This is a genomic window from Klebsiella sp. PK18 (assembly GCF_057784655.1).
Genome location: NZ_CM173493.1, coordinates 590631 through 614978, shown reverse-complemented (window position 1 = coordinate 614978; position 24348 = coordinate 590631). Strand labels below are relative to the sequence as shown.

The 24348-nt window shown below is 56.8% G+C and carries 27 protein-coding genes; 20 read left to right on the top strand and 7 right to left on the bottom strand.

What is annotated here, in order from left to right; genetic code table 11:
- Nucleotides 1-232: 232 nt before the first annotated feature.
- The 10 genes from AC3EMD_RS03040 to AC3EMD_RS02995 all read left to right on the top strand — a co-directional run bounded on the left by AC3EMD_RS03040 (nt 233) and on the right by AC3EMD_RS02995 (nt 9881).
- Entirely contained in the window at nt 233-1087 is an 855-nt protein-coding gene (locus tag AC3EMD_RS03040) for a tagatose bisphosphate family class II aldolase (RefSeq protein WP_012967180.1), read from the top strand.
- 24 nt (nt 1088-1111) lie between these two features.
- A complete protein-coding gene (gene pfkB, locus AC3EMD_RS03035; RefSeq protein WP_008806604.1) occupies nt 1112-2026 on the top strand; it encodes a 1-phosphofructokinase in 915 nt (304 codons plus the stop codon).
- Nucleotides 2027-2036: 10 nt separating this feature from the next.
- Nucleotides 2037-3449 carry a PTS fructose transporter subunit IIC gene (locus tag AC3EMD_RS03030; protein WP_008806605.1) on the top strand — a complete coding sequence of 471 codons (1413 nt, stop codon included), beginning with the start codon at nt 2037-2039 and terminating at the stop codon, nt 3447-3449.
- 10 nt (nt 3450-3459) lie between these two features.
- Nucleotides 3460-4275 carry an HPr family phosphocarrier protein gene (locus tag AC3EMD_RS03025; protein ID WP_008806606.1) on the top strand — a complete coding sequence of 272 codons (816 nt, stop codon included), beginning with the start codon at nt 3460-3462 and terminating at the stop codon, nt 4273-4275.
- A gap of 176 nt (nt 4276-4451) precedes the next feature.
- Nucleotides 4452-5723: a tagatose-bisphosphate aldolase subunit GatZ gene (gene gatZ, locus AC3EMD_RS03020; RefSeq protein ID WP_168225141.1), complete on the top strand. Its 1272-nt coding sequence runs from the start codon at nt 4452-4454 to the stop codon at nt 5721-5723.
- A 14-nt stretch (nt 5724-5737) separates the two neighbouring features.
- Nucleotides 5738-6205 (top strand): PTS galactitol transporter subunit IIA, encoded by a 468-nt coding sequence (gatA, locus tag AC3EMD_RS03015; protein WP_008806608.1) that lies wholly within the window; start codon nt 5738-5740, stop codon nt 6203-6205.
- Nucleotides 6206-6231: 26 nt separating this feature from the next.
- Nucleotides 6232-6516: a PTS galactitol transporter subunit IIB gene (gatB, locus tag AC3EMD_RS03010; protein WP_002918119.1), complete on the top strand. Its 285-nt coding sequence runs from the start codon at nt 6232-6234 to the stop codon at nt 6514-6516.
- Nucleotides 6517-6521: 5 nt separating this feature from the next.
- Nucleotides 6522-7904, top strand: a complete 1383-nt coding sequence (locus AC3EMD_RS03005) for a galactitol-specific PTS transporter subunit IIC (protein ID WP_232673453.1) — start codon at nt 6522-6524, stop codon at nt 7902-7904.
- A 49-nt stretch (nt 7905-7953) separates the two neighbouring features.
- Nucleotides 7954-8997, top strand: coding sequence for a galactitol-1-phosphate 5-dehydrogenase (gene gatD, locus AC3EMD_RS03000; protein WP_023298259.1), 1044 nt, complete (start codon nt 7954-7956; stop codon nt 8995-8997).
- A gap of 110 nt (nt 8998-9107) precedes the next feature.
- The gene (locus AC3EMD_RS02995; RefSeq protein ID WP_008806611.1) at nt 9108-9881 is read left to right on the top strand and encodes a DeoR/GlpR family DNA-binding transcription regulator; all 774 of its coding nucleotides are present in this window, start codon (nt 9108-9110) and stop codon (nt 9879-9881) included.
- 34 nt (nt 9882-9915) lie between these two features.
- Here the strand turns inward: AC3EMD_RS02995 and AC3EMD_RS02990 are convergent, their stop codons facing one another.
- On the bottom strand, nt 9916-10854 hold the full coding sequence (locus AC3EMD_RS02990; RefSeq protein WP_302074173.1) for a Fic family protein: 939 nt from the start codon (nt 10852-10854) through the stop codon (nt 9916-9918).
- Nucleotides 10855-10968: 114 nt separating this feature from the next.
- Complete coding sequence (rsmI, locus tag AC3EMD_RS02985) at nt 10969-11832, bottom strand: 16S rRNA (cytidine(1402)-2'-O)-methyltransferase (protein ID WP_004144878.1); 864 nt, start codon at nt 11830-11832, stop codon at nt 10969-10971.
- Nucleotides 11833-11894: 62 nt separating this feature from the next.
- On the opposite strand from rsmI, the gene AC3EMD_RS02980 reads away from it, so the two are divergent.
- Genes AC3EMD_RS02980 through dolP form a run of 4 tightly spaced genes read left to right on the top strand, consistent with a single transcriptional unit; the run spans nt 11895 to nt 15548 of the window.
- Nucleotides 11895-14003, top strand: a complete 2109-nt coding sequence (locus AC3EMD_RS02980) for a penicillin-binding protein activator (RefSeq protein WP_023323315.1) — start codon at nt 11895-11897, stop codon at nt 14001-14003.
- Entirely contained in the window at nt 13961-14347 is a 387-nt protein-coding gene (locus AC3EMD_RS02975) for a YraN family protein (protein ID WP_008806614.1), read from the top strand. The genes AC3EMD_RS02980 and AC3EMD_RS02975 overlap by 43 nt, the downstream gene beginning before the upstream one ends.
- A 25-nt stretch (nt 14348-14372) precedes the next feature.
- The gene (diaA, locus tag AC3EMD_RS02970) at nt 14373-14963 is read left to right on the top strand and encodes a DnaA initiator-associating protein DiaA (protein WP_002918211.1); all 591 of its coding nucleotides are present in this window, start codon (nt 14373-14375) and stop codon (nt 14961-14963) included.
- Nucleotides 14964-14972: 9 nt separating this feature from the next.
- Nucleotides 14973-15548: a division/outer membrane stress-associated lipid-binding lipoprotein gene (gene dolP, locus AC3EMD_RS02965; RefSeq protein WP_008806615.1), complete on the top strand. Its 576-nt coding sequence runs from the start codon at nt 14973-14975 to the stop codon at nt 15546-15548.
- A 121-nt stretch (nt 15549-15669) separates the two neighbouring features.
- On the opposite strand, the gene AC3EMD_RS02960 is transcribed toward dolP, so the two are convergent.
- Both AC3EMD_RS02960 and AC3EMD_RS02955 read right to left on the bottom strand, forming a co-directional pair.
- Nucleotides 15670-16710 (bottom strand): permease, encoded by a 1041-nt coding sequence (locus AC3EMD_RS02960; protein ID WP_008806616.1) that lies wholly within the window; start codon nt 16708-16710, stop codon nt 15670-15672.
- A gap of 75 nt (nt 16711-16785) precedes the next feature.
- Nucleotides 16786-17433, bottom strand: a complete 648-nt coding sequence (locus AC3EMD_RS02955) for an NAD(P)H-binding protein (RefSeq protein ID WP_012967175.1) — start codon at nt 17431-17433, stop codon at nt 16786-16788.
- A gap of 128 nt (nt 17434-17561) precedes the next feature.
- On the opposite strand from AC3EMD_RS02955, the gene AC3EMD_RS02950 reads away from it, so the two are divergent.
- Nucleotides 17562-18098 carry a type 1 glutamine amidotransferase domain-containing protein gene (locus AC3EMD_RS02950; protein WP_008806618.1) on the top strand — a complete coding sequence of 179 codons (537 nt, stop codon included), beginning with the start codon at nt 17562-17564 and terminating at the stop codon, nt 18096-18098.
- Here AC3EMD_RS02950 and AC3EMD_RS02945 read toward each other — a convergent pair.
- Complete coding sequence (locus AC3EMD_RS02945; RefSeq protein WP_012540486.1) at nt 18060-18503, bottom strand: YhbP family protein; 444 nt, start codon at nt 18501-18503, stop codon at nt 18060-18062. The genes AC3EMD_RS02950 and AC3EMD_RS02945 overlap by 39 nt on opposite strands.
- Nucleotides 18504-18552: 49 nt before the next feature.
- On the opposite strand from AC3EMD_RS02945, the gene AC3EMD_RS02940 reads away from it, so the two are divergent.
- A complete protein-coding gene (locus AC3EMD_RS02940) occupies nt 18553-18843 on the top strand; it encodes a GIY-YIG nuclease family protein (protein ID WP_032691467.1) in 291 nt (96 codons plus the stop codon).
- On the opposite strand, the gene AC3EMD_RS02935 is transcribed toward AC3EMD_RS02940, so the two are convergent.
- Together AC3EMD_RS02935 and ubiT are read right to left on the bottom strand one after the other, a co-directional pair.
- Complete coding sequence (locus tag AC3EMD_RS02935; protein WP_008806621.1) at nt 18830-19333, bottom strand: GNAT family N-acetyltransferase; 504 nt, start codon at nt 19331-19333, stop codon at nt 18830-18832. The genes AC3EMD_RS02940 and AC3EMD_RS02935 overlap by 14 nt on opposite strands.
- Entirely contained in the window at nt 19327-19851 is a 525-nt protein-coding gene (gene ubiT, locus AC3EMD_RS02930; RefSeq protein WP_008806622.1) for a ubiquinone anaerobic biosynthesis accessory factor UbiT, read from the bottom strand. Before ubiT ends, AC3EMD_RS02935 begins: the two co-directional genes overlap by 7 nt.
- Nucleotides 19852-20072: 221 nt before the next feature.
- Here ubiT and ubiU point away from each other — a divergent pair, with 221 nt between their 5' ends.
- The 4 genes from ubiU (at nt 20073) to AC3EMD_RS02910 (ending at nt 24185) form a co-directional block, all read left to right on the top strand.
- On the top strand, nt 20073-21068 hold the full coding sequence (gene ubiU / locus AC3EMD_RS02925; protein ID WP_004206164.1) for a ubiquinone anaerobic biosynthesis protein UbiU: 996 nt from the start codon (nt 20073-20075) through the stop codon (nt 21066-21068).
- 5 nt (nt 21069-21073) lie between these two features.
- Nucleotides 21074-21952 carry a U32 family peptidase gene (locus tag AC3EMD_RS02920; protein ID WP_043876011.1) on the top strand — a complete coding sequence of 293 codons (879 nt, stop codon included), beginning with the start codon at nt 21074-21076 and terminating at the stop codon, nt 21950-21952.
- 143 nt (nt 21953-22095) lie between these two features.
- Entirely contained in the window at nt 22096-23103 is a 1008-nt protein-coding gene (locus tag AC3EMD_RS02915; RefSeq protein WP_302073922.1) for a luciferase-like monooxygenase, read from the top strand.
- Nucleotides 23104-23306: 203 nt separating this feature from the next.
- A complete protein-coding gene (locus AC3EMD_RS02910) occupies nt 23307-24185 on the top strand; it encodes a triphosphoribosyl-dephospho-CoA synthase (protein ID WP_302073921.1) in 879 nt (292 codons plus the stop codon).
- The last annotated feature ends 163 nt before the right edge of the window (nt 24186-24348 follow it).

Below are 24348 nucleotides of genomic sequence, written 5' to 3'. Positions count from 1 at the left end.
TCCATCTTGCCATAAATAAATTAATCAATATTAATCATATAGTTACAAAGAAAGCGCTTCCCTGCTAAAACTTTAAAAAAGAAACATTAAAAATATTATTAACTTTCATTTTAAAAATCAATTCATCATTGTGTGCGGTGGATCACACCTAAAAGTCGAGACGATCGTTACATTACTTTCAAATTGAAGGTTATTTAATGCAAATAACTTACAAATTGAAAAGAGGACTAAAATGTACATCATTTCCAGTAAAAACATGCTGTTAAAAGCTCAACGACAGGGTTATGCCGTGCCGGCTTTCAATATCCATAACCTCGAAACCATGCAGGTCGTCGTTGAAACGGCGGCTGAATTACGCTCTCCCTTGATCCTTGCCGGCACGCCCGGTACCTACAGCTATGCCGGCACCGGCAACGTGGTGGCGATCGCCCGCGATCTGGCGAAAAAGTGGGATCTCCCGCTCGCCCTGCACCTCGATCATCACGAGGATCTGGCTGATATCACGCGCAAAGTCCAGGCAGGGATCCGCTCGGTCATGATCGATGGCTCTCACTCACCGTTCGAGGAAAATGTGGCACTGGTAAAAAGCGTGGTGGAGTTGAGCCACCGCTATGATGCCAGCGTAGAAGCCGAGCTGGGCCGTCTGGGCGGAATCGAAGACGATCTGGTGGTCGATGCTAAAGATGCGCTCTATACCAACCCCGAACAGGCCCGTGAATTTGTCGCTCGTACCGGTATTGATTCGCTGGCCGTCGCCATCGGTACCGCTCACGGTCTTTACACCGCCGAACCGAAGCTTGATTTTGAGCGCCTGGCGGCTATTCGCGACTGCGTTGATGTTCCACTGGTTCTGCACGGCGCTTCCGGCCTGCCGGATAGTGATATTCGCCACGCCATTTCTCTGGGCGTATGCAAAGTCAACGTCGCCACCGAACTTAAAATCGCCTTCTCGGATGCACTGAAAGCCTACTTCCTGGAAAATCCGGGCGCCAACGATCCTCGTCACTATATGAAACCGGCGAAAGCGGCAATGAAAGAGGTCGTTCGCAAAGTCATTCACGTCTGTGGCTGCGAAGGACAACTGTAATCAGCGGATCGAAGGAGCCTTGTCGTGATCCACACCCTGACACTGAACACCGCGATTGATATGAATATCTTTTGCGATCCGCTCCAGCCGGCGGCAGTCAACCGCACCCGGCAGACGGAATATTGCCCGAATGGTAAAGGGGTTAACGTCTCGCTGGTATTACATCATTACCAGCAGCCAACCCATGTTATGGGCATATTCGGCGGTTTTACCGGCCGCTATATCGTTGAGGAACTACGCAAACAACATATTAACGTCACGCCGGCATGGGTCGCTGAACCCACCCGTATTAATATCTTTATTAACGACGGCAGAGATGAATATAAACTGGTAAATCCCGGCGCGCGGATTAACGATGAAGGGAAAGAACAAATTCTTCATCATTTACAGTGCGTCACGCCTGGTGATTATTTAGTTATCAGCGGCAGTCTGCCACCGGGAATAGAGAGCCGGTTCTATAGCGAGATTCTGGTGCTGTGTCAGCAAAAAGGGTGTGAAGTCATCTTAGATATCAGCCACCCGGTGCTGCGCCAGCTTTTGGAGTGGCATCCGCTATTGATTAAACCCAATGACGACGAGCTGAACGAGATCTTTGGTCTGGATGTCAGCAGCCCCCAGCGGGTACGCGAAGCAATGCAAACGCTCCACCAGCTTGGGGCTCGCAATGTTCTGCTGACCCTTGGCGCACAAGGGCTCTATTTTTCGAACGGCGAGCAACTGTGGTTCTGCTCGGCACCGAAAATCGAACTGGTCAGCTCGGCCTGCGCCGGCGATGCCGCGCTGGGCGCGTTCCTCAGCCGATGGCTTAACGCAGGCGATATTCCTCAGGCGCTGGCGCTGGCCAGCGCCACCGGCGCCGATGTTGCCGCCTCCGCCGGGCTTGGCAAATTAAACCGTACGCAAGAATTATTACAACAACTTCAGATCGTCCAATTATAAAGGTCCGATTATGAAAAAAATTATTGCCGTTACCGGCTGCCCTACAGGTATTGCTCATACATTTATGGCTGAAGAGGCCTTAAAAACCGCAGCGAAAAAATTAAACGTTGAAATAAAAGTCGAAACCAATGGCGCTTCCGGCGTAGAAAATGCCATTACGCCGGAAGACCTGACGGATATTTATGGTGTGATTATCGCTGCCGATAAAGATGTTAATGCCGAACGTTTTAATGGCTTACCGGTTATTGAGGTGCCGGTTAAAGAAGCCATTCACCATCCGGCGGAATTAATTAATAAAGTTGTTAACGGTCAGGCGCAGCGTCGCCAGGGACACTCCGCGACGACGGATCTCGCCGAGAAATATGAGCGAGAATCGTTCGGCCGACAGATTTACAAACATCTGATGAGCGGTGTTTCCAACATGCTGCCGTTCGTTGTCGCCGGCGGGATCTTAATCGCCGTTTCTTTCCTGTGGGGCATCTACTCCGCCGATCCGAATTCACCGCAGTATAACGTGGTTGCCGCCACCCTGATGAAAGTCGGTCAGCAGGCGTTCTCGATCATGGTGCCGGTGTTTACCGCCTACATTGCCTGGTCGATATCTGGCCGCCCGGGCATGGTCGCCGGTTTTGTCGGCGGCCTGCTGGCGAACGCCACCGGCGCCGGGTTCCTCGGTGGGATCATCGCCGGTTTTGCCGCCGGGTATTTTATGCTGCTGATCCGTCATCTGCTCGACGGTCTGCCGCGCCAGTACGAAGGGCTGAAGTCGATCTTCATTATGCCGCTGATCGGCGTCCTGGTGATTGGCGTGATGATGGTCCTGCTCGGCCAGCCAGTGGCAGCGATCAACAATGGCATGATGAACTGGCTCAGCTCTCTGCAGGAAGCCAACCCCATCCTGCTGGGGATCGTGGTCGGCGCAATGTGCTCCTTCGACTTCGGCGGGCCGGTCAACAAAGCGGCCTATGTCACCGGTACGCTGCTGCTGGGGCAAGGTAACTATTTCTTTATGGCCGGTGTGTCTGCCGCCTGCATCACGCCGCCGCTGGTCATCGCTCTGGCGACCACGTTCTTTCCGAAAGGCTTTAGCGAGGAGGAACGCGCCGCCGGGATGGTCAACTATATCCTCGGCTGCACACACATTACCGAAGGTGCGATTCCCTTTGCCGCCAAGGATCCGCTGCGGGTGATCCCGATGATGATGATCGCCTCATCAATTTCTGCGGTACTCAGCTACAGCCTGCATATTCAGGTTCCGGCACCGCACGGCGGCTTCTTAATCCTGCCGCTGGTCAGTAAACCGTTGATGTGGGTGCTGTGCATTCTCGCCGGTTCCGCCTGCGGGGCACTTATGCTGGGATGCTGGCGGCTATGGCAGAAACGCACTGACAAAGCGACAGCCCTTGCTGGCGCCATGAAATAAGGAGCAAGCTATGCAACTGACTTCTGCCGATATTGGTTTCGATCGTCAGGTCAAAACGAAAGACGAGGCGCTACAACGTGTCGTTGCAGCCCTGACTGAGGCCGGACATACGCAAGCAGCCTATCTACAAGGCATGCGCGAGCGCGAGGGGCAAATCAGCACCTATCTGGGCAACGGCATCGCTATTCCCCACGGCACGCCGCACAGTCGCGACGCAGTGCTCAAAACGGGTGTTAAGGTGCTGGCTTGTCCGCAGGGGGTTGACTGGGGTGAGGAGCAAACCGCCTATCTGATTGTCGGTATCGCGGCTCAGGACAACGAGCATCTCGATATTTTGCGCCAACTCACCCATGCCCTGGGCGATGATCGGGTGCCTGACGCGCTTACGCGCGCCGATACCCCCCAGGCGGTGCTGGAAATTCTCGCTGGTGATATCCCTCTGCCAGCAGGCGAAGAACCACAACCCGCGCCGCACTTTGACGAAGAGGCCACCTTTACCCTGCGCAATCCGCACGGTCTTCATGCCCGCCCCAGTGCGGTGCTGGTGAAAGCCGTCAAGCAGTGGCGATCGCAAATCCAGGTCGAAAACCTTGATACGCGCTCCGCCATTGTTGATGCCAAAAATCTGATGCGCGTCGTATCACTGGGCGCCAAACAGGGTCATCGTCTGCACTTTATGGCCAGCGGCAACGATGCGCAGCAGGCGTTAAAAGCCATTGGCGACGCTTTTAACGCCGGTCTCGGCGAAATCGCCGCCCAGCCGCAGCAGGCCACTCAGGAAGCCGTCAAAACGAAACGCAGCTGGCTTTCCCGACTATTTAGTTAATTTTCAACAAATTAAAAACGCCCTGTCTTTCTGGCCAGGGCGTTTTTGTCTTGAAAGACGATACCTTTCACTGCGTTACACGACTATTTATCGATGCAGATCACAATTCAAAACAAAGCCATTTGCGACCAAAACAAAACATAACGAATATATTCGAAAGAAAACGGAGGTTGTAAATGAAAGACATTATCTCTCGCCATAAGTCCGGCGAACACATCGGCATCTGTTCAGTTTGTTCAGCGCATCCGCTGGTTATCGAAGCGGCGTTACGTTTCGATCTGTCGACTAACAACAAGGTGCTGATCGAAGCGACATCCAACCAGGTGAATCAGTTTGGCGGCTACACCGGCATGCAGCCGGCCGATTTCCGTGACTTCGTCTACAACATCGCCCGTACCGTCGGTTTCCCGGCTGAACGTATTATTCTTGGCGGCGATCATCTGGGCCCGAACTGTTGGCAAGACGAACCGGCCGCCGTGGCGATGGAAAAATCTGTCGACCTCATCAAGGCCTACGTCGCGGCCGGCTTTAGCAAAATCCATCTCGATGCGTCAATGTCCTGTGCTGACGATCCGGTGCCTTTGGATCCTGGTGTGGTTGCTGAGCGCGCCGCTCGCCTGTGTCAGGCTGCCGAAGAGACCGCCAGCGCTGAGCAAAAGCGCCACCTGACCTACGTCATCGGGACCGAAGTTCCGGTGCCCGGCGGCGAGGCCTGCACCATCGGCAGCGTACATGTCACCCGGGCGCAGGATGCCGCGGCGACACTCGAAACCCATGAGGCTGCTTTCCGTAAGCTGGGACTCGAGGCTGCGCTGGAGCGAGTTATCGCTATCGTCGTGCAGCCTGGGGTGGAGTTCGACCATACGCAAATCATTCATTACCAGCCGCAGGAAGCGAAAGCGCTTTCCGCCTGGATCGAAAGTACCCCGATGGTCTACGAAGCGCACTCCACCGACTACCAAACTCGCCAGGCTTATCGCGCGCTGGTTCGCGACCACTTCACCATCCTGAAAGTCGGCCCGGCGCTCACCTTTGCCCTGCGTGAAGCCATCTTTGCCCTCGCCCAAATGGAAAATGAGCTGATCGCCCCGGAGTCTCGCAGTCGCGTGATGGAGGTGATCGACGAAGTGATGCTTAACGAACCCGGCTACTGGAAAAAATACTATCGCCCCACCTGGAGCCAGGCGATGGTCGATATCCACTTCAGTCTTTCCGACCGTATCCGTTATTACTGGCCGCATCCGCGTATTCGCCAGAGCGTTGAGAAACTTATCGCTAATCTGACCGACGCTAAGCTGCCGCTGGGGCTTATCAGCCAGTATATGCCGGTGCAGTTTGAACGACTGTCGCTGAATGCACTGAACGCCGAGCCGCACGCGCTGATCCTCGACAAAATCCAGGATGTTCTGCGTGCCTACCGCTACGGCTGTTCTTCTGAAATCGCCTGAAGTTAAGAGGATATATGAGTCAACTGTTTGTTCGTACCGGCATTCATTTCAGTTCCAGCCAGCAGGCGCTGGAACACATTGGCGCAGAGATGCTGGCGCGAGGCGTCGTACACGACAGCTATCCCGCCGCCCTGCTCGAACGCGAAGCGACTTTTCCCACCGGCATCGCCCTGGAGCAGCATGCTGTCGCTATCCCGCACTGTGAAGCCGTCCACGCCAAATCGCCGGCCATTTACCTGATTCGTCCGGATGCGCCGGTTCCTTTTCAGCGCGCTGATGACGACGGCGAAATCGACGTTTCGCTCATCATCGCGCTGATTGTTGAAAACCCGGCGGCACAGCTGAAGCTACTGCGCCGGTTATTTAGTGAGCTACAAAATCCGCACACGCTGGAGGCACTGCTCGCCGCTTCCGACGATCAGCTGCCGGTGCGGTTCCAGCAATTTATCCTTGAGCCTGAGCTTAACGCCGTGGCTTCATAAGATACTGATAATAAAAGGGGTACCCTATGAAACGTAAAGTTATCGTCGCCTGCGGCGGTGCCGTCGCCACCTCCACGATGGCGGCTGAAGAGATTAAAGAGCTGTGTGCAGACCACAATATTGAACTGGATTTGGTGCAGTGCCGGGTCAATGAAATCGAAACCTACATGGACGGGGCGGACCTGATCTGCACCACCGCGCGCGTGGAGCGGACCTTTGGCGACATTCCGGTGGTACACGGCATGCCATTCGTTTCGGGCGTCGGCATTGAAGCCTTACAACAGAAAATCCTCGGCATCCTCGCGGAGTAAACGCCATGTTTAGCGAAATCATGCGTTATATCCTCGATCTCGGTCCGACGGTGATGCTGCCGATCGTGATCATTATTTTCTCCAAGTTACTGGGGATGAAGCTCGGGGATTGTTTCAAATCTGGTCTGCATATCGGGATCGGTTTCGTCGGTATCGGCCTGGTCATTGGCCTGATGCTCGACTCCATCGGCCCGGCGGCAAAGGCGATGGCGGAGCATTTCCAGATTAATCTTCACGTGATCGATATCGGTTGGCCGGGTTCATCACCGATGACCTGGGCGTCGCAAATCGCCCTGGTGGCGATCCCGGTGGCCATCGTGGTTAATATCGTGATGCTGGTTACCCGTATGACCCGCGTAGTGAATGTCGATATCTGGAACATCTGGCATATGACCTTTACCGGCGCGATGCTGCATATCGCTACCGGATCGTACTGGATAGGTATTCTCGGCGTGGTAGTGCATGCCGCCTTTGTGTATAAGCTGGGCGACTGGTTTGCCAAAGATACCCGCGATTTCTTTGGCCTCGAGGGTATTGCGATCCCGCACGGCAGTTCGGCGTATTTAGGGCCGGTTGCCGTGCTTGTCGATACCATCATCGACAAGATCCCCGGTCTTAACCGTATTCACTTTAGCGCCGATGATATCCAGAAACGCTTCGGTCCCTTCGGTGAACCGGTTACCGTTGGCTTCGTCATGGGCCTTGTGATTGGCGCGCTGGCGGGTTACGACCTGAAGAGCATTCTCCAGCTTGCGGTGAAAACCGCAGCGGTGATGCTGCTGATGCCACGGGTGATCAAACCGATTATGGATGGCCTCACGCCGATAGCCAAACAGGCGCGTAAACGTCTGCAGGCCAAATTCGGCGGCCAGGAATTCCTGATTGGTCTCGACCCGGCGCTGCTGCTCGGTCATACCTCGGTGGTCTCCGCCAGCCTGATCTTCATCCCGCTGACCATTCTTATCGCCGTCGTGGTTCCTGGCAACCAGGTCCTGCCGTTTGGCGACCTGGCCACCATCGGCTTCTTCGTGGCGATGGCAGTCGCGGTACATCAAGGGAACCTATTCCGCACATTGATTTCCGGGGTCATCATTATGGGTATCACCCTATGGATCGCCACCCAGACCATAGGCCTGCACACCCAGCTGGCGGCAAACGCCGGGGCCCTGAAAGCCGGCGGTATGGTGGCCTCAATGGACCAGGGCGGTTCACCGATTACCTGGCTGCTGATCCAGCTCTTTACCTGGCAGAACGTGGTGGGCTTCGCGGTCATCGGCATTATCTATCTGACTGGCGTTCTGCTGACCTGGCGTCGTGCCCGTCGCTTCATCGCGGTGGAAAACGCAGAAAAAAGCGCTGCCCCACAACAAAGTACAGGCATGTCTTGATCTAAAAGGGGAGCGGTCGCTCCCCTGAATCTTATAGCTGGAGAATGTTATGAAATCAGTGGTAATCCATGCTGAGGGGAACGTCTGCGTTGAAGAACGCCCTATCCCTACGCTGCAAACGGAAAACGATGTCCTGGTCAAAGTGGTCAGTTCCGGATTATGCGGCTCCGACATCCCGCGCATTTTCGCCAAAGGCGCGCATTACTACCCTATTACGCTGGGGCACGAATTCAGCGGCTATGTGGAATCCTACGGCGCGGCGGTAACTGATCTGCAGCCCGGCGATGCCGTCGCCTGCGTGCCACTGCTGCCCTGCTTTCAGTGTCCGCAGTGCCAGCGCGAGTATTTCTCTTTATGTAAACAATATCAGTTTGTCGGCTCACGCAGCGAAGGTGGCAACGCCGAATATGTGGTGGTGAAGCGCGCCAACCTGTTCCGCCTGCCGGATCAGATGCCGATTGATGACGGCGCGTTTATCGAGCCGATAACCGTTGGCCTCCACGCCTTCCACCTGGCGCAGGGTTGCGAAGGTAAAAACGTGATTATTATCGGTGCGGGCACCATTGGCCTGCTGGCATTACAGTGCGCCCGCGAACTGGGCGCCAACAGCGTCACGGCGATCGATATCAATCCGCAGAAACTGGAGCTGGCCAAAGCCCTTGGCGCGACCCGAGTGTTCAACAGCCGCGAAATGAGCGGCCAGGCGATTCAGCAGGCGCTGGAAGCCATGCAGTTCGACCAGTTAGTCCTTGAGACCGCCGGCACGCCGCAGACCGTCACGCTGGCGATTGAGGCCGCCGGTCCGCGGGCGCAGTTGGCGCTGGTCGGCACGCTTCATCACGATTTAACCCTCCCGGCCGCCACCTTCGGGCAGATCCTGCGTAAAGAGTTGAATATTGTCGGTAGCTGGATGAATTACTCTGGTCCGTGGCCAGGAGAAGAGTGGCAAACGGCCACCCGCCTGCTGACAGAAAAACGCCTGCAGCTGGCACCGCTAATAGCCCACCGCGGTGACGCGGAGAGCTTTGCGCGTGAAGTTCAGGCGCTAAACGGCGCACCGATGCAGGGTAAAATCCTGCTCAAACTCTCCTGACTGCATGAGCCAGCCCTGAGGGCTGGCTCATGTAACCTTTCGAAAATTATCGTTCAACTTTCGTTATCCTTCGATTACACTGAGATGAGTTAATTATCAGGCAAATCAAGATGAACTCATTTGAACGAAGGAACAAAATTGTCGATATGGTGAATACGCAGGGCAGCGTATTGGTTCTAGACCTTTCGAATCTCTTTGGCATCTCTGAGGTAACGATCCGTGCCGATCTTCGCTTACTGGAAGAAAAAGGGCTGTTAACCCGCTTTCACGGCGGCGCCGCCCGCGCGGGCAGCGACCTGACCGACGCAGAGAATCAGGAAGTGGTGCTGGAAGACCGCTATCAGCTTGCCAGCGATCCCAAAAAGCGCATCGCCCAGGCCGCGGTAGCCATGATCCGTGAAGGTATGACGGTGATCCTCGATAGCGGCAGCACCACCCTGCTGATTGCCGAGGCACTGGTGCGGATGACCAATATCACCGTCATCACCAACAGCCTGCCCGCCGCGTTTACCCTGGCGGAAAATAAAGATATCACCCTGGTGGTTTGCGGCGGCACCGTGCGGCATAAAACGCACTCTATGCACGGCACGATTGCCGAACGTTCTCTGCAGGGAATCTGCGCCGATTTGATGTTTGTCGGCGCCGACGGTATCGACGCCACCAACGGTATCACCACCTTTAACGAAGGTTACTCCATCAGCAGCGTGATGGCCGCCGCCGCGCATCAGGTGATCGCCGTGCTCGACGCCAGTAAATTTAATCGCCGGGGCTTTAACCAGGTACTGCCGATGGAAAAGATAGACTGCGTGATCACCGATGACGGTATCAGTGAAAATGACCGCGCAGCGTTAAGCAGCAAGAAGGTGGAACTGAAGATAGTGTGATTGCACGCTGAGTGGAACACCATGGCGGCTGGTTCTACTTAACCAGCCAGCTTCCACCTTTTTTAGCGCCTATGCGAATCAATCTCCCTTTCGCCTGTAGCCCTTGCAGATGGCGCTCAACCGTACGTGCTGATATCCCCAAGATCTCCGCCAGCGCTCTCGCCGTCAATTCCGGGTTTCCGGTTAGCAAACGCAAAATTGCGTTTTCCGGTAGAACTACTTTAACGTCGATTTCTTCCGACATTTCTTCCGACATTTCTTCCGACATTTCTTCCGACATTTCTTCCGACATTTCTTCCGACATTTCTTCCGACACGACGAATGAAGTCTCCAGACCTTCTTTCAGCGCCGCCAGGATATTTTGCAACATCCAGGTCACGAATAGCGTGCAATCACTGGTTTTGTCACAAACACCTAAAATGTCGTAATAACGTTCTTGCTGATGGTGGATCAGCGTTTCAACGGGCAGCCAGGCCAATTCCTGACGCCACTGGCTTAGAATCAACGTCTGCCATAAACGCCCCATCCGACCATTGCCATCAGCAAAAGGGTGAATGAACTCAAACTCATAGTGGAAAACTGAACTGGCAATCAAAGGATGAAGCTCGGTGTGTTCCAGCCAGCTGAGTAAATCAGCGATCAATCTTGGGACTTGAGCAGCAGGTGGAGCCATATGTACCACCTGCGTACCGCGATAAATGCCGACGTTTCCGCCACGTAAAGCGCCAGGACGATCAACCAGCCCTGTCATCAGCGTTTTATGCGCCGTCAGAAGATCCCTAATATTTGCCGCATGCCATCCGGGCATTAATTCATAAGCACGAATGGCATTTCTCACTTCCTGAATATCCTTAGCCGGCGCGAGAACCCGTTTGCCTTCCAGCAGCGCCGTTACCTGTTCCATGCTCAGGCTATTATGTTCAATCGCGAGTGACGCCTGAATAGTACGAATGCGGTTTTCTTTACGCAGCAACGGCGATGTTTGTCCACGTTTCGCCGACCAATGCCCAAGCAATTCCCCAATCTCAACGACAAGGTTGAGGACCGTGGGTGTGATGCTAAACGGCGGTTGGTAACGGCTCATCGCTTACTCCCCCTGCTGCTCCAGGGCGTACTTATACAACGCATTTTTCTTCACGCCGTGGATCTCCGCGGCCAGCGCGGCGGCTTTCTTCAGCGGCAGCTCCGCTTGCAGCAGCGCCAGGGTACGCAGCGCGGCTGCCGGCAGCGCCTCTTCCTGGGCCTTAAAGCCTTCGACAATCAACACCATCTCGCCTTTGCGGCGGTTTTCGTCTTCCTTCACCCACGCCACCAGCTCGCCAATCGGCGCGCCGTGGATAGACTCCCAGGTTTTGGTCAGCTCGCGGGCCAGCACCACGTAGCGGGATTCTCCCAGTACCGCGCAGATATCTTCCAGACTCTCCACCAGACGGTGCGTTGACTCATAGAAGATAAGAGTGCGCGGTTCTTCTTCCAGCGCCTTCAGGGTATCGCGGCGGCCTTTCGATTTCGCCGGCAGGAAGCCTTCATAGCAGAAACGGTCGGAAGGCAGACCGGCGGCGCTCAGGGCGGCGATGGCCGCACAGGGACCCGGCAGCGGCACCACGCGAATATTCGCTTCGCGGCAGGTGCGCACCAGATGATAGCCAGGGTCGTTAATCAGCGGCGTGCCGGCATCGGAGACCAGCGCGATGTTTTGCCCTTCTTTCAGTTTAGCGAGAAGTGTTTCCGCCTTTTGCTGCTCGTTATGGTCGTGAAGCGCAAATAAGCGGGCGTTAATCGCAAAATGTTGCAGCAGCAAACCGGTGTGGCGGGTATCTTCCGCAGCAATTAAATCAACAGCTTGCAACACTTCCAGTGCGCGCTGCGTGATATCAGACAGATTCCCTATCGGAGTGGGCACAATATAGAGCTGCCCCTGAGAATTATCCGCTGATTCGTGTTGTTTCATTGTCTCGTCCGTATTGCCGATTTAATATTGAGCATTGAGCCAAAAAATATCACTGGACACTTATGGTACCGTCAACATTTCTTCGTTCTAAGCCCGCGCGCTGTCTGCCCGTATTGCTGGCGACGCTTCTTTTTGCTGGCTGCGGCACCCACACGCAGGATCAAAGCACGGCGTTTATGCAGGGTACATCGCAGGCCAACTCCAGTTTCTACCTACAGCAGATGCAGCAAAGCACGAATGATAGCAAGACCAACTGGCAATTACTCGCCATTCGTGCACTGCTGCAGGAAGGGAAGAAGCAGCAGGCCATCGACCTGTACAACCAGCTGCCGTCGAACCTGAACAGCACCCAGGCCCGTGAACAGTCGCTGCTGGCGGTGGAAGTGAAGCTGGCGCAAAACGACTATCAGGGCGCTCGTACTCTGCTGGCAAAGCTCGACCCGACAAGCCTGGATCAACCCCAGCAGGCGCGCTACTGGCAGGCGCAAATCGATGCCAGCCAGGGCAAACCATCGCTGACCCTGCTGCGCGCCTTAATCGCCCAGCAGCCGCTGCTGAGTGACGCGAAACAGCGTCAGAAAAATATTGATGCGACGTGGCAAGCGCTCACCTCGATGCCCCAGGACCAGGCCAATGCGCTGGTGATCAACGCCGATGAAAATACCCTCCAGGGCTGGCTGGATCTGCAGCGGATGTGGTTTGACAACCGCAACGATCCGACGCTGCTGAAAGCAGGCGTTAAAGACTGGCAGACGCGCTATCCGCAAAATCCGGGCGCCAAAATGCTGCCGACGGCGCTGGTGAACATGCAAAACTATAAGCCTGCGTCCACCAACAAGATTGCGCTTTTTCTGCCGCTGAACGGTCAGGCGTCGATCTTCGGCCGCACTATCCAGCAGGGCTTTGAAGCCGCCAAAAATGGTGCGCCGTCGGTGACGGGTAGCGCGGTTCCCGCGCAGGTTGCCCAGGCGGCGAATGTCTCCGGTAATGATGATGTAGTGAGTCCGTCGCAGGCAGAAGTCAGCGATCTAACCGCCACCGGAAGCCGCGCTGAACCGGTGCAAGCCCCGGCACAAGACCAGGCGGCGCCTGCCGCGGAACCTACAGCCCAGGCGCCGGCAGCGTCCGCCACGCCGCAGACCACCGCTTCCCCGGTCACTCAGCCGGTCACCGCCCCGACCGCACAGCCTCAGCCCGCAGTCGCCAGCGCCGCCAACCCCTCTGCGGAACTGAAAATTTACGACACCACCAGCCAGCCCATCAGTCAGTTGCTTGCCCAGGCTCAGCAGGATGGCGCCACTTTAGTCGTCGGGCCGCTGCTGAAAGAGAACGTAGATGATGTGATTAAGAGCAACACGCCGCTCAATGTACTGGCCCTCAACCAGCCGGAGAAAGTCGAAAGCCGCGCTAACCTCTGCTATTTCGCGCTTTCCCCGGAAGACGAAGCGCGTGACGCGGCCCGACATATCCACCAACAGGGCAAGCAGACGCCACTGCTGTTGGTTCCGCGCGGTGCGCTGGGCGATCGCGTGGTTAGCGCGTTTGCCGACGAATGGCTGAAGCTGGGCGGCGCCAGCGTCCTGCAGCAGCGTTTTGGATCCACGGCCGAGCTGCGCGCCGGCGTCAACGGCGGAGGGGGCATTGCGCTGACCGGCACCCCGGTCTCCACCCTGCCTTCGGCCCAGAACAGTTCCCTCGGCAGTGCGGATGAGATGCCGGTGAGCAGCGGCGGCAGCGTGGACGCCGCCTATATCCTCGCCACCCCGGAACAGATTGCCTATATCAAACCCATGATCGCCATGCGCAACGGCAGTCAAAACAATGTCACCCTGTACGCCAGCTCGCGCAGCGCCCAGGGCACCGCAGGGCCGGATTTCCGTCTGGAGATGGAAGGGCTGCAGTATAGTGAGATCCCGATGCTGGCCGGCAGCAACCCGGCGCTGATGCAGCAGGCGCTGTCCGCTGTACGTAATGACTACTCGCTGGCGCGCCTGTATGCCATGGGAGCTGACGCCTGGTCACTGGCGAACCACTTCACGCAAATGCGCCAAACGCCGGGCTTCGAGCTGAACGGCAATACCGGCGATCTGACGGCCACCCAGGACTGCGTGATTAACAGGAAACTGTCATGGCTCAAGTACCAGCAGGGAAAAATCGTTCCGGCCAGCTAAGCAAACAGACTGGCGATGCCTGGGAAAACCAGGCTCGCCGCTGGCTGGAAGGCCAGGGCCTGCGTTTTATCGCCGCCAATGCCCGCGAGCGTGGCGGCGAAATTGACCTCATCATGCGCGACGGCGCCGTCACCGTTTTTGTCGAGGTGCGCTACCGCCGTAGCGCCCGGTACGGTGACGCGGCGGCCAGCGTCACCCCGCAAAAACAACAACGACTGCTTAAAGCCGCCCGTTTGTGGCTCTGCCGACAGAATGGGAGCTTTGAGACTGTGGATTGCCGTTTCGATGTGGTAGCCTTCACCGGAAACGACATCCAATGGCTAAAAAACGCCTTTGGCGAATAGCGTAATACCAGAAGTAAGGGATCCCGTGCTCGACAGAATCAAAGCCTGCTTTACCGAAAGCATTCAAACCCAAATTGCCGCAGCGGAAGCACTCCCGGACGCCATCTCCCGGGCGGCGATGACGCTCGTGCAGTCCCTGCTCAACGGCAACAAAATCCTCTGTTGTGGTAATGGCACCTCCGCCGCCAACGCACAGCATTTTGCTGCCAGCATGATTAATCGTTTTGAAACGGAACGCCCTGGTTTACCCGCCATTGCACTTAATACCGATAATGTGGTCTTAACCGCCATCGCCAACGATCGTCTGCATGACGAGATCTACGCCAAGCAGGTGCGCGCCCTGGGACACGCCGGCGATGTGCTGCTGGCGATCTCTACGCGCGGTAACAGCCGGGATATCGTCAAAGCGGTGGAAGCCGCCGTGACTCGCGACATGACTATCGTCGCGTTAACCGGCTATGACGGCGGTGAGCTGGCTGGCCTCTTAGGTCAGCAGGATGTCGAAATCCGCATCCCCTCGCATCGCAGCGCGCGTATTCAGGAGATGCATATGCTAACCGTCAACTGTCTGTGCGATTTGATAGATAACACCCTTTTTCCACACCAGGACGATTAAGGAGAACACATGAAGGCTCTCTCGCCCCTCGCCATCCTGCTTTCTGCACTATTGCTGCAGGGCTGCGTTGCCGCCGCGGTAGTCGGAACGGCAGCTGTCGGCACTAAAGCCGCAACGGACCCGCGTACGGTGGGAACCCAGGTCGATGACAGCACCCTGGAACTGCGCGTCAATAGCGCCTTGTCGAAAGATGAACAGATTAAGAAACAGGCCCGCATCAACGTCACGGCTTATCAGGGCAAAGTCCTGCTGACCGGCCAGTCGCCGACGCCGGACCTCTCCGCCCGCGCCAAGCAAATCGCCATGGGCGTGGAAGGGACCACGGAAGTGTTTAATGAAGTGCGCCAGGGCCAGCCGATTGGTTTAGGGACCGCCTCGTCTGATACCTGGATTACCACCAAGGTGCGTTCGCAGCTGCTGAGCACCGATCAGGTCAAATCCTCGAACGTGAAGGTGACCACGGAAAACAGCGAAGTCTTCCTGATGGGGCTGGTGACCGAGCGCGAAGGCCGGGCTGCCGCGGATATTGCCAGCCGGGTGAGCGGCGTGTCCCGGGTGACTACCGCCTTTACCTACATCAAATAAACCTGCAGTCTCCCGGCTGGCGCTGCGCTTAGCCGGGCTACCGTCCCCTGTCCGTTGTGTGCCGGGTAAGGCGTAGCCGCCGCCCGGCAGCCAATCCGGCTATCCATACGTTTACGGCAAACTACACCAGCGCCAGCGCACCGACAATCGCCCCGCACAGCGCCACCAGTCCGCCCGTCAGCCACAGCGCTTTGGCCGGGAAGGCTTTGCGCAGCATAATCAGCGACGGCACGCTCACCGCCGGCAGAGTGATGAGCAGCGCCAGCGCGGGCGCTGTCCCCATGCCGGCCAGCATCATCGTCTGCACAATCGGAATTTCCGCCGCGGTAGGGATCACAAACAGGCAGCCGGCGATCGCCATCGCGATGACCCAGAACAACGTGTTATCCACCGCGCCATCGGCGTGCGGGAACAGCCAGACCCGCGCCGCTCCCAGCACCAGTACCGCGAGGATATAAACCGGGATCGTGTTCCAGAACAGGGTCCACAGCGCCCGCAGCCAGCGGCTAAAGAAGCTGTCTCTGGCCGCTTCAGACGGTGCAGCAGGCACCGCTACCGGCTGCGTCGCCGCCTCTTTCACCCATTTCTGCACCAGGGTCGCAACAATCAGCACCGTCGCCAGGCCAGCGACCAGGCGAACCAGCGCAAACTGCCAGCCCAGGACAAAGCCCATAAACACCAGTGTCGCCGGGTTGAGCAGCGGGTTACCCATCCAGAACGCCAGCGCCCCGCCCATCGACACCTGTTGTTTACGCATGCCAGCCGCGACCGGCGCGGCGCAGCAGGTGCACATCATGCCAGGCAGTGAAAAAATCGCCCCCAGCAGCGTGCCCTGAAAACGCGATTGTCCCAGGGTGCGCAGCAGCCAATCGCGCGGGATGAGCACCTGAATCAGCGACCCGAGCAGCACGCCGAGCACTGCCGCTTTCCAGACGGCGAGGAAGTAAACCATCGCATAGTCCCACGCGGCTTTCAGCGGATTGGCGTCGGCCTGGGCGAGAATGGATTTACCGATACTGTGGGTTTCCGCGGCGGTGAAGGCTTTCCCGTAATAGGGCTGCCATTTGACGAACCACAGGCCGACAATCACGACGAGAAAGAAAAGCGCGGGTTTCCACCATTGAAACGGTGACGCCGCCTGAGATGAAGACTGACCAGTCATAGCATTCCCCAGCAAGAAATGTGGATATGAATTGAAGCCGTGAATAGTACGCCGGATATTTGCGTTTGCAAAACGCTATTCAGCCTGCTGCGCGGCGCGCTCCCGCAGCTGGGATGACGTCAGAATTTGCACGCCTTCCTGGGAGGGCGACAGCGCCTCCGCCAGCAGGGCAATCGCCACGTCACGGGCCGGAATCGCTTTCCAGTTTCCCGGCAGCAGCCGGAACAGCGGTTCGAGGAAAGTCTCATTGGCCCGTTTTTTTTCCCGCTCGCCTGACAGCATCGACGGCCGGGCGATGGTCAGCCGCGGCCAGGCCTGTTCAATCAACGCCGCCTCCATTTCCCCCTTCACCCGATTGTAGAAAAACGGCGAGTGGGCATTGGCGCCCATCGCGCTGACCACCAGCATATGCTGCGCGCCAAGCCGTTTTCCGGCCAGTGCCGTATCGATAACCAGCGTGTAATCAGCATGGACAAAGGCCTCTTTGCTTCCCGCTTCCCGACGCGTTGTTCCCAGACAGCAGAAGACGATATCGACCGGGTCGACCACCTGCGCCAGGGCATCGGTCAGCTGGGGATCGTGAGGATTAAAGACACCTTCCGCTGGCGCCAGCGGGCGACGCGTCGGGGCGGCGATGGAGCTGATGCTCGGCTCATTCTGCAGCAGCCGGAGTAAGTGACCGCCAACTAACCCGGTCGCACCGGTTAATAATACCTGACTCATTGATTCTCCTTTACAGAATTCTCCGCCTTGCACTTTCGGGCTCATGTTCCAGGCTTAATACCTTACAAGGTAAGTATCCACCATCATCATGGAATTACCTCATTGACCATCCAGATAGCGGAGGAAGCATGAGTAAAAAGATAGCCGTGCTCATTACCGACGACTTTGAAGATTCTGAATTTACCTCTCCCGCCGACGCGTTCAAGCTCGCCGGGCATCAGGTCGTCACGATCGAAAAGCAGGCTGGCAAGACGGTGAAGGGTAAACAGGGAGAAGCGGAGGTGGCCATCGACAGAGCCATTGATGACGTCACACCGGGCGAATTTGATGCCTTGCTGCTGCCCGGGGGCTATTCCCCTGATCAGCTGCGCGGGGATGAACGCTTCGTCACCTTTACCCGCGATTTCGTCAATGGCGGGAAGCCGGTGTTTGCCATCTGCCACGGCCCGCAGCTGCTGATCAGCGCCGATGTGATCCGCGGGCGTAAGCTCACGGCGGTGAAGCCTATCGTGGTGGATGTGAAAAACGCCGGGGGCGAGTTTTACGACCAGGAGGTGGTGGTCGATAACGAACAGCTGGTCACCAGCAGAACGCCGGACGATCTGCCGGCCTTCAATCGCGAAGCGCTACGCCTGCTCGGCGCCGGCATCACGCCGCCAGTGTAACTTTTTCCCGAAGCCCAGCGTGTTATCGGTAAACTTGATTTCGTCCGGACGAATCTCCCATACCGGCGCCGACAGCATGCGGGCCACTGGAAAGCGCTTGACGTAGCGCTGGCGCATCCGCGCCTCTTCGTCACCGCTCAGACGACGGATCTCGCCTTTGAACTGCACGCCGCGGATCAGGGCCACGGTTTTTGGCTGGCCATTAACCGTACCGGCCACTTTCGCCCGTTCGCCGGTCATCTGACCGTGGCGGGTGTGCTCATCGCTGAGCAGATAAAAGGCCACGGTATCCTGGTCATAGACGTAAAAGGCATTCGCACACCACAGCTCGTCGTCGCGGGAGACGCACCAGGTGACGACGTGCTGCTTACTCAGCCAGCGACCAATGGCAGCAAGGGTTTCCATCTTTCTTCTCCATTATGCTATGGTGCACACACCTTACCATAGTGACTTTGTGACCGTGTGCTGGTTTCTGTATCTCATTCGAACCGCGGACAATCGCCTTTATACCGGCATCACCACCGATGTGCCGCGCCGCTTTCGCCAGCATCAGGCGGGAAAAGGCGCGAAGGCGTTGCGCGGTAAAGGCGACCTGCTGCTGGCCTTTAGCCACGAGGTTGGTGAACACTCACTTGCGTTGCGACTGGAATACCGCGTTAAGCAGCTAACGAAGCGCGAAAAAGAGCGCCTCGTTGCCGGAGAGGATGCCTTCGATACCCTGCTGGCGAGGCTCAAAGGCGATTAAAATGGTCGCTGTATTCTACCTGGCCGTGGACGCCTTCGAGAGCGTCATCCGCCAGACGGTGAACCTGGAACGCCTCCGCGCTGTCCGGCCAGCGGCAGCGGAGATCGAAGCGCGCGGCCGGCTCAAAGCCGAAGCGACGGTATAAATCCGGGTCGCCCAGCGTCACCACCGCGGCATAGCCGAACTCATTCAGCGAATCCAGCCCTTCATAGACCAGTTGCCGGCCAATGCCCTGTCCACGATAGTGTTCATCCACCGCCAACGGCGCCAGACCGACCCACTGCAGCTCTTCACCTTCCACTGCAACCGGGCTGAAGGCAACGTAGCCGATCACCTGGCCTTCATCATCCGTTGCCACCACCCCCAGCGTGATCAGTCCATCTTCACGCAGATCGTGCACCAGCTGCGCTTCGGCATCGCGGCCGAAGGTACGACGCAGCAGCGCGTCGATTCCCGGTGCATCAATCCCAATCTCCACTCGAATCAGCATGCCTCACCTACCGATGTCTGTTCAGGTTTCTGCGGGCTCTTCAGTCCAGCTTCGACAAAATCCGCCAGTTGCAGCAACATCACGCGCAGCGCTTTTGGCATCTGCTCGAGCTCAATGGCGTCCATCAAATTTTTTACGTACAGCCCCAGCTCCGTATCGCCTTCAATCACCAGACGACGCTGGAAGAATAGCGTATCCGGATCCTGCTTGCGCGCGGCAATCATTAACAGATCGCTGGCGTCGGCGCTGAAGCTGACGTCGGCGTCGGCCTGCTGGCTGACCACCAGGCGACCATCGACTACCGAGGTATACCACAGCAGACCGATGTCACGCACATGAATACTTAACCAACGCCCCTCGAGAAACTCCAGTTCTCCCTCTGCCAGCGCCTGACGGAACTGCCAGCTTAGCACCTGCTCCAGCACCTGGCGCTTGAGGGCAAAAGGCGCCAGCTTAACCGGCACGCTCAGTAAAGACGGGCCAAAGTGGACCAGCCGGGAACGCAGTTTATCCAACACAAGCTTTACTCCATGAATGCAATTGTTCCGCTATTGTGCCATATCACATAAACAACATAGCGGCGTAAATCAACAAAAACGCGATGACGGCCGCCAGTTATTGGCGCCACCAATACACTTTTAACTGCCTCAAATCAAAAATTGTCACCAGAAGGTTAACTAAAATCCCTGCTCGTTAACCATTCAGCGTCCCTGACGGGCCGCATTTTTCAGGAAAAATTATGGAGCTGCTCTGCCCAGCCGGTAACCTTCCGGCGCTTAAGGCGGCCATCGAAAACGGCGCCGATGCCGTCTATATCGGGCTGAAAGATGACACCAACGCCCGCCACTTTGCCGGCCTTAATTTCACCGAAAAGAAACTGCAGGAAGCCGTCAGCTTTGTGCATCAGCACCGTCGTAAGCTACATATTGCGATCAACACCTTCGCCCATCCCGACGGCTACGCCCGCTGGCAGCGCGCGGTGGACATGGCCGCCCAGCTGGGCGCCGATGCGCTGATCCTGGCCGATATCGCCATGCTGGAGTACGCCGCGGAGCGTTATCCACACATTGAGCGTCACGTTTCGGTGCAGGCTTCCGCTACCAATGAAGAGGCCATTCGCTTCTATCATCGCAACTTTGACGTGGCACGCGTCGTACTACCACGAGTGTTATCTATTCACCAGGTGAAGCAGTTGGCCCGTGCCACGCCGGTGCCGCTGGAAGTCTTCGCCTTCGGTAGCCTGTGCATCATGGCGGAAGGCCGCTGCTATCTCTCTTCCTACCTGACCGGCGAATCGCCGAATACCGTCGGCGCCTGTTCACCTGCCCGCTTCGTGCGTTGGCAGCAAACGCCGCAGGGGCTGGAATCTCGCCTTAATGAGGTGCTGATCGACCGCTATCAGGATGGCGAAAACGCCGGCTATCCGACGCTGTGCAAAGGCCGCTATCTGGTCGATGGCGAGCGCTATCACGCGCTGGAAGAACCCACCAGCCTCAACACCCTGGAGTTGTTGCCGGAATTGATGGCCGCCAATATCGCCTCGGTGAAAATCGAAGGCCGTCAGCGCAGCCCGGCGTACGTTACCCAGGTGGCGAAAGTCTGGCGCCAGGCGATCGACCGCTGCAAAGCCGATCCGCAGAATTTTGTGCCGCAATCCGCCTGGATGGAAACCCTTGGTTCGATGTCCGAAGGGACGCAAACCACCCTTGGCGCCTATCACCGTAAATGGCAGTGAGAAACATGAAATATTCATTAGGGCCGGTGCTGTACTACTGGCCAAAAGAGACGCTGGAAGATTTTTACCAGCAGGCGGCAAACAGCAGCGCCGACACCATTTATCTCGGCGAAGCCGTGTGCAGCAAACGCCGCGCCACCAAAGTTGGCGACTGGATCGAGATGGCAAAAGCGCTGGCCGGTAGCGGCAAACAGGTGGTGCTGTCTACCCTCGCGCTGGTGCAGGCCTCTTCCGAACTGGGCGAACTGAAGCGCTATGTCGATAACGGCGAGTTCCTGATTGAGGCCAGCGACCTTGGCGTGGTGAACCTCTGCGCCGAACGCAAGCTGCCGTTCGTTGCCGGGCATGCGCTGAACTGCTATAACGCCGTCACTCTGCGCCTGCTGCTGAAACAAGGCATGATGCGTTGGTGCATGCCGGTAGAGCTTTCCCGCGACTGGCTGGCAAATTTACTGACCCAGTGCGAAGAGCTGGGTATTCGCAACCAGTTTGAAGTGGAAGTGCTGAGCTACGGCCATCTGCCGCTGGCCTATTCCGCGCGCTGCTTTACCGCCCGCTCGGAAGACCGGCCAAAGGACGAATGCGAAACCTGCTGCATCAAGTACCCGACCGGACGCAGCATGCTGTCGCAGGAGAACCAGCAGGTGTTCGTGCTCAACGGTATCCAGACGATGAGCGGCTACGTCTATAACCTTGGCAACGAGTTAACCTCGATGCACGGCCTGGTGGATATGGTGCGCCTGTCGCCGATGGGCAACGAAACCTTCGCTATGCTCGAGGCCTTCCGCGCCAACGAAAACGGTGCTGCGCCACTGGATCTTACCAGCAATAGTGATTGCAACGGCTACTGGAAACGGCTGCCCGGTCTGGTGCTGCAAGCCTGATAAACCGCTCACTTTGTTAACAACAGTGCTCAGATTTTAATGCATTATTAAAGATGCAGCTTTTCTGGCTGGCGCGTCCAGGATGCGCCAGGCTGGAAGAAGACCTTCAATCTGATGACGATGCTGTAGCAAAGTGAGCCTTTATGACTGACAAATCTGTTCCGTTCTCGGTGCTCGACCTGGCGCCGATCCCGCAAGGATCTTCTGCCAAAGAAGCCTTTACCCACTCTCTGGATCTCGCCAGGCTGGCCGAATCGCGCGGCTATCACCGCTACTGGCTGGCGGAGCACCATAATATGGTCGGCATTGCCAGCGCGGCGACCTCAGTGCTGATAGGCTATCTCGCCGCCAATACCACCACTCTGCATCTCGGTTCCGGCGGGGTGATGCTGCCCAACCACTCACCGCTGGTGATCGCCGAGCAGTTCGGCACCCTGAATACCCTTTATCCCGGGCGTATCGATCTCGGCCTTGGCCGCGCGCCAGGCAGCGATCAGCCGACCATGCGCGCCCTGCGCCGCCATATGAACGGCGATGTCGATAACTTCCCGCGCGACGTGGCGGAACTGGTGGACTGGTTTGACGCCCGCGATCCGAACCCGCACGTGCGTCCGGTTCCCGGCTATGGCGAACGAATTCCGGTGTGGCTGCTGGGCTCAAGCCTGTACAGCGCCCAGCTGGCGGCGCAGCTCGGCCTGCCGTTTGCTTTCGCCTCGCATTTCGCGCCGGATATGCTGTTCCAGGCGCTGCATCTGTATCGCAGCAATTTCAAACCTTCGGCGCGGCTGGAAAAACCGTACGCGATGGTGTGTATCAATATTATCGCCGCCGACAGCAACCGCGATGCGGAGTTCCTCTTTACCTCTATGCAGCAGGCGTTCGTTAAGCTGCGGCGCGGCGAAACCGGACAGCTGCCGCCGCCGGTGGAAAATATGCATCAGCTGTGGTCAGCGTCCGAGCAGTATGGCGTGCAGCAGGCGTTAAGCATGTCGCTGGTCGGCGATAAAACGAAAGTCCGCCACGGCTTAGAGTCCATTCTGCGCGAAACCGAGGCGGATGAAATCATGGTCAACGGCCAGATCTTCGACCATCAGGCTCGCCTGCATTCGTTTGATTTGGCGATGCAGGTGAAAGAGGAGCTGTTGGGATAGTGAGCTATGCGGCATTTTTGCCGCATTTTTTTCGCCCGCTAAACCATTTTGTGATCGTCTTCATTCATATTTTCGCATAACCCCCGTCTTATTACGTTGAGCGTAATTACATTACCTCTGGCGTAATTGTCCCCCTCATACAACGATGTTAGTTTTTTCTTTGTTTTATTTTTCAACCCTGAATCTGGTAAAAGAGAATACCCATGAGCCAACCAACTGCCCGTGCTATGTGGATCGGCGAGTGCTTATTAAAAGCGCTGTTAATGGAAGCCTCCGCCTGGCCTAAGCCCGGCCTTGTTACACCTCATTCACAAGGGGCGCATAAAGATATGGATATCTGGTTATTTATTACCAGTTCATCGGCTATTGCCCCCTGTTTTAGCGCCTGCGCCCATACCGGGGAAAATCATCAAGGCTCGCCAGGGGAACTCTTTACAGCAATACGTACCATTGGCATTCATTATGAGAATACGCTGCTGCGGGCAACACAGCAGGTTAATACCCAGCGCGGCATTCTTTTTTCCGGCGCGGTTCTGGCGACAGCGGCAGGATGGCTTTCCGGACGCGGGGCCCCCCTCTCTTATCACGCCTTAAGTCAGTGCATCGCTGAACTCTGTCGCGATCTCTGCCGTCGGGATTTTGCCGCCCTGGCCGAACGCCCGGCGCAAACCCACGGTGAGAGATTGTATGTCGAATTCGGCATTACCGGCGTGCGCGGCGAGGCGGAGCAAGGCTTCCCACTGGTTTGCCAGATTGGCTTACCCGCGCTGCATCAGGCGCTGGACAACGGGTTGGCCTGGCGGGAAGCGCTTATTCATACGCTGCTCACCTTAATGGCCCATTGCGATGACACTACCGTGCTGTTTCGCGGCGGCCAGCAGGCGCTGGCGGAAATGAAGCAGTATGCCCGGCGTCTTGTGACGCAGGGCGGAATGTTTAACCCTGCGATCGAGCAGGAACTGGCTGATTTTAATTCATGGTGCCTGGATAAGTGGGTCAGCCCTGGCGGCTCGGCCGATTTATTAGCACTGTGTCTGGCGATGTATTTTCTTTGCCTCCAGCCGCAAGGAGATATGACATAAGGAAGAATATGAACATCTATTTTTATACTTTATTAACGTATGGCTTAACGATTGTAATTTCATTTGCGGTTGTCGGCATCATCGTTGGCGTCAACAAGATGATGAATAAGTTAAATATCACCGACGATTAATTTGCGAACTTTACTTTTGCCATCAGGAATAT

Coding starts and splice junctions, on each gene's coding strand:
- AC3EMD_RS03040 (WP_012967180.1), top strand. CDS start 233: ATGTACATCATTTCCAGTAAAAACATGCTGTTAAAAGCTCAACGACAG.
- AC3EMD_RS03030 (WP_008806605.1), top strand. CDS start 2,037: ATGAAAAAAATTATTGCCGTTACCGGCTGCCCTACAGGTATTGCTCAT.
- AC3EMD_RS03025 (WP_008806606.1), top strand. CDS start 3,460: ATGCAACTGACTTCTGCCGATATTGGTTTCGATCGTCAGGTCAAAACG.
- gatZ (WP_168225141.1), top strand. CDS start 4,452: ATGAAAGACATTATCTCTCGCCATAAGTCCGGCGAACACATCGGCATC.
- gatA (WP_008806608.1), top strand. CDS start 5,738: ATGAGTCAACTGTTTGTTCGTACCGGCATTCATTTCAGTTCCAGCCAG.
- gatB (WP_002918119.1), top strand. CDS start 6,232: ATGAAACGTAAAGTTATCGTCGCCTGCGGCGGTGCCGTCGCCACCTCC.
- AC3EMD_RS03005 (WP_232673453.1), top strand. CDS start 6,522: ATGTTTAGCGAAATCATGCGTTATATCCTCGATCTCGGTCCGACGGTG.
- gatD (WP_023298259.1), top strand. CDS start 7,954: ATGAAATCAGTGGTAATCCATGCTGAGGGGAACGTCTGCGTTGAAGAA.
- AC3EMD_RS02995 (WP_008806611.1), top strand. CDS start 9,108: ATGAACTCATTTGAACGAAGGAACAAAATTGTCGATATGGTGAATACG.
- rsmI (WP_004144878.1), bottom strand. CDS start 11,832: ATGAAACAACACGAATCAGCGGATAATTCTCAGGGGCAGCTCTATATT.
- AC3EMD_RS02980 (WP_023323315.1), top strand. CDS start 11,895: ATGGTACCGTCAACATTTCTTCGTTCTAAGCCCGCGCGCTGTCTGCCC.
- AC3EMD_RS02975 (WP_008806614.1), top strand. CDS start 13,961: ATGGCTCAAGTACCAGCAGGGAAAAATCGTTCCGGCCAGCTAAGCAAA.
- dolP (WP_008806615.1), top strand. CDS start 14,973: ATGAAGGCTCTCTCGCCCCTCGCCATCCTGCTTTCTGCACTATTGCTG.
- AC3EMD_RS02960 (WP_008806616.1), bottom strand. CDS start 16,710: ATGACTGGTCAGTCTTCATCTCAGGCGGCGTCACCGTTTCAATGGTGG.
- AC3EMD_RS02955 (WP_012967175.1), bottom strand. CDS start 17,433: ATGAGTCAGGTATTATTAACCGGTGCGACCGGGTTAGTTGGCGGTCAC.
- AC3EMD_RS02950 (WP_008806618.1), top strand. CDS start 17,562: ATGAGTAAAAAGATAGCCGTGCTCATTACCGACGACTTTGAAGATTCT.
- AC3EMD_RS02945 (WP_012540486.1), bottom strand. CDS start 18,503: ATGGAAACCCTTGCTGCCATTGGTCGCTGGCTGAGTAAGCAGCACGTC.
- AC3EMD_RS02935 (WP_008806621.1), bottom strand. CDS start 19,333: ATGCTGATTCGAGTGGAGATTGGGATTGATGCACCGGGAATCGACGCG.
- ubiU (WP_004206164.1), top strand. CDS start 20,073: ATGGAGCTGCTCTGCCCAGCCGGTAACCTTCCGGCGCTTAAGGCGGCC.
- AC3EMD_RS02920 (WP_043876011.1), top strand. CDS start 21,074: ATGAAATATTCATTAGGGCCGGTGCTGTACTACTGGCCAAAAGAGACG.
- AC3EMD_RS02915 (WP_302073922.1), top strand. CDS start 22,096: ATGACTGACAAATCTGTTCCGTTCTCGGTGCTCGACCTGGCGCCGATC.
- AC3EMD_RS02910 (WP_302073921.1), top strand. CDS start 23,307: ATGAGCCAACCAACTGCCCGTGCTATGTGGATCGGCGAGTGCTTATTA.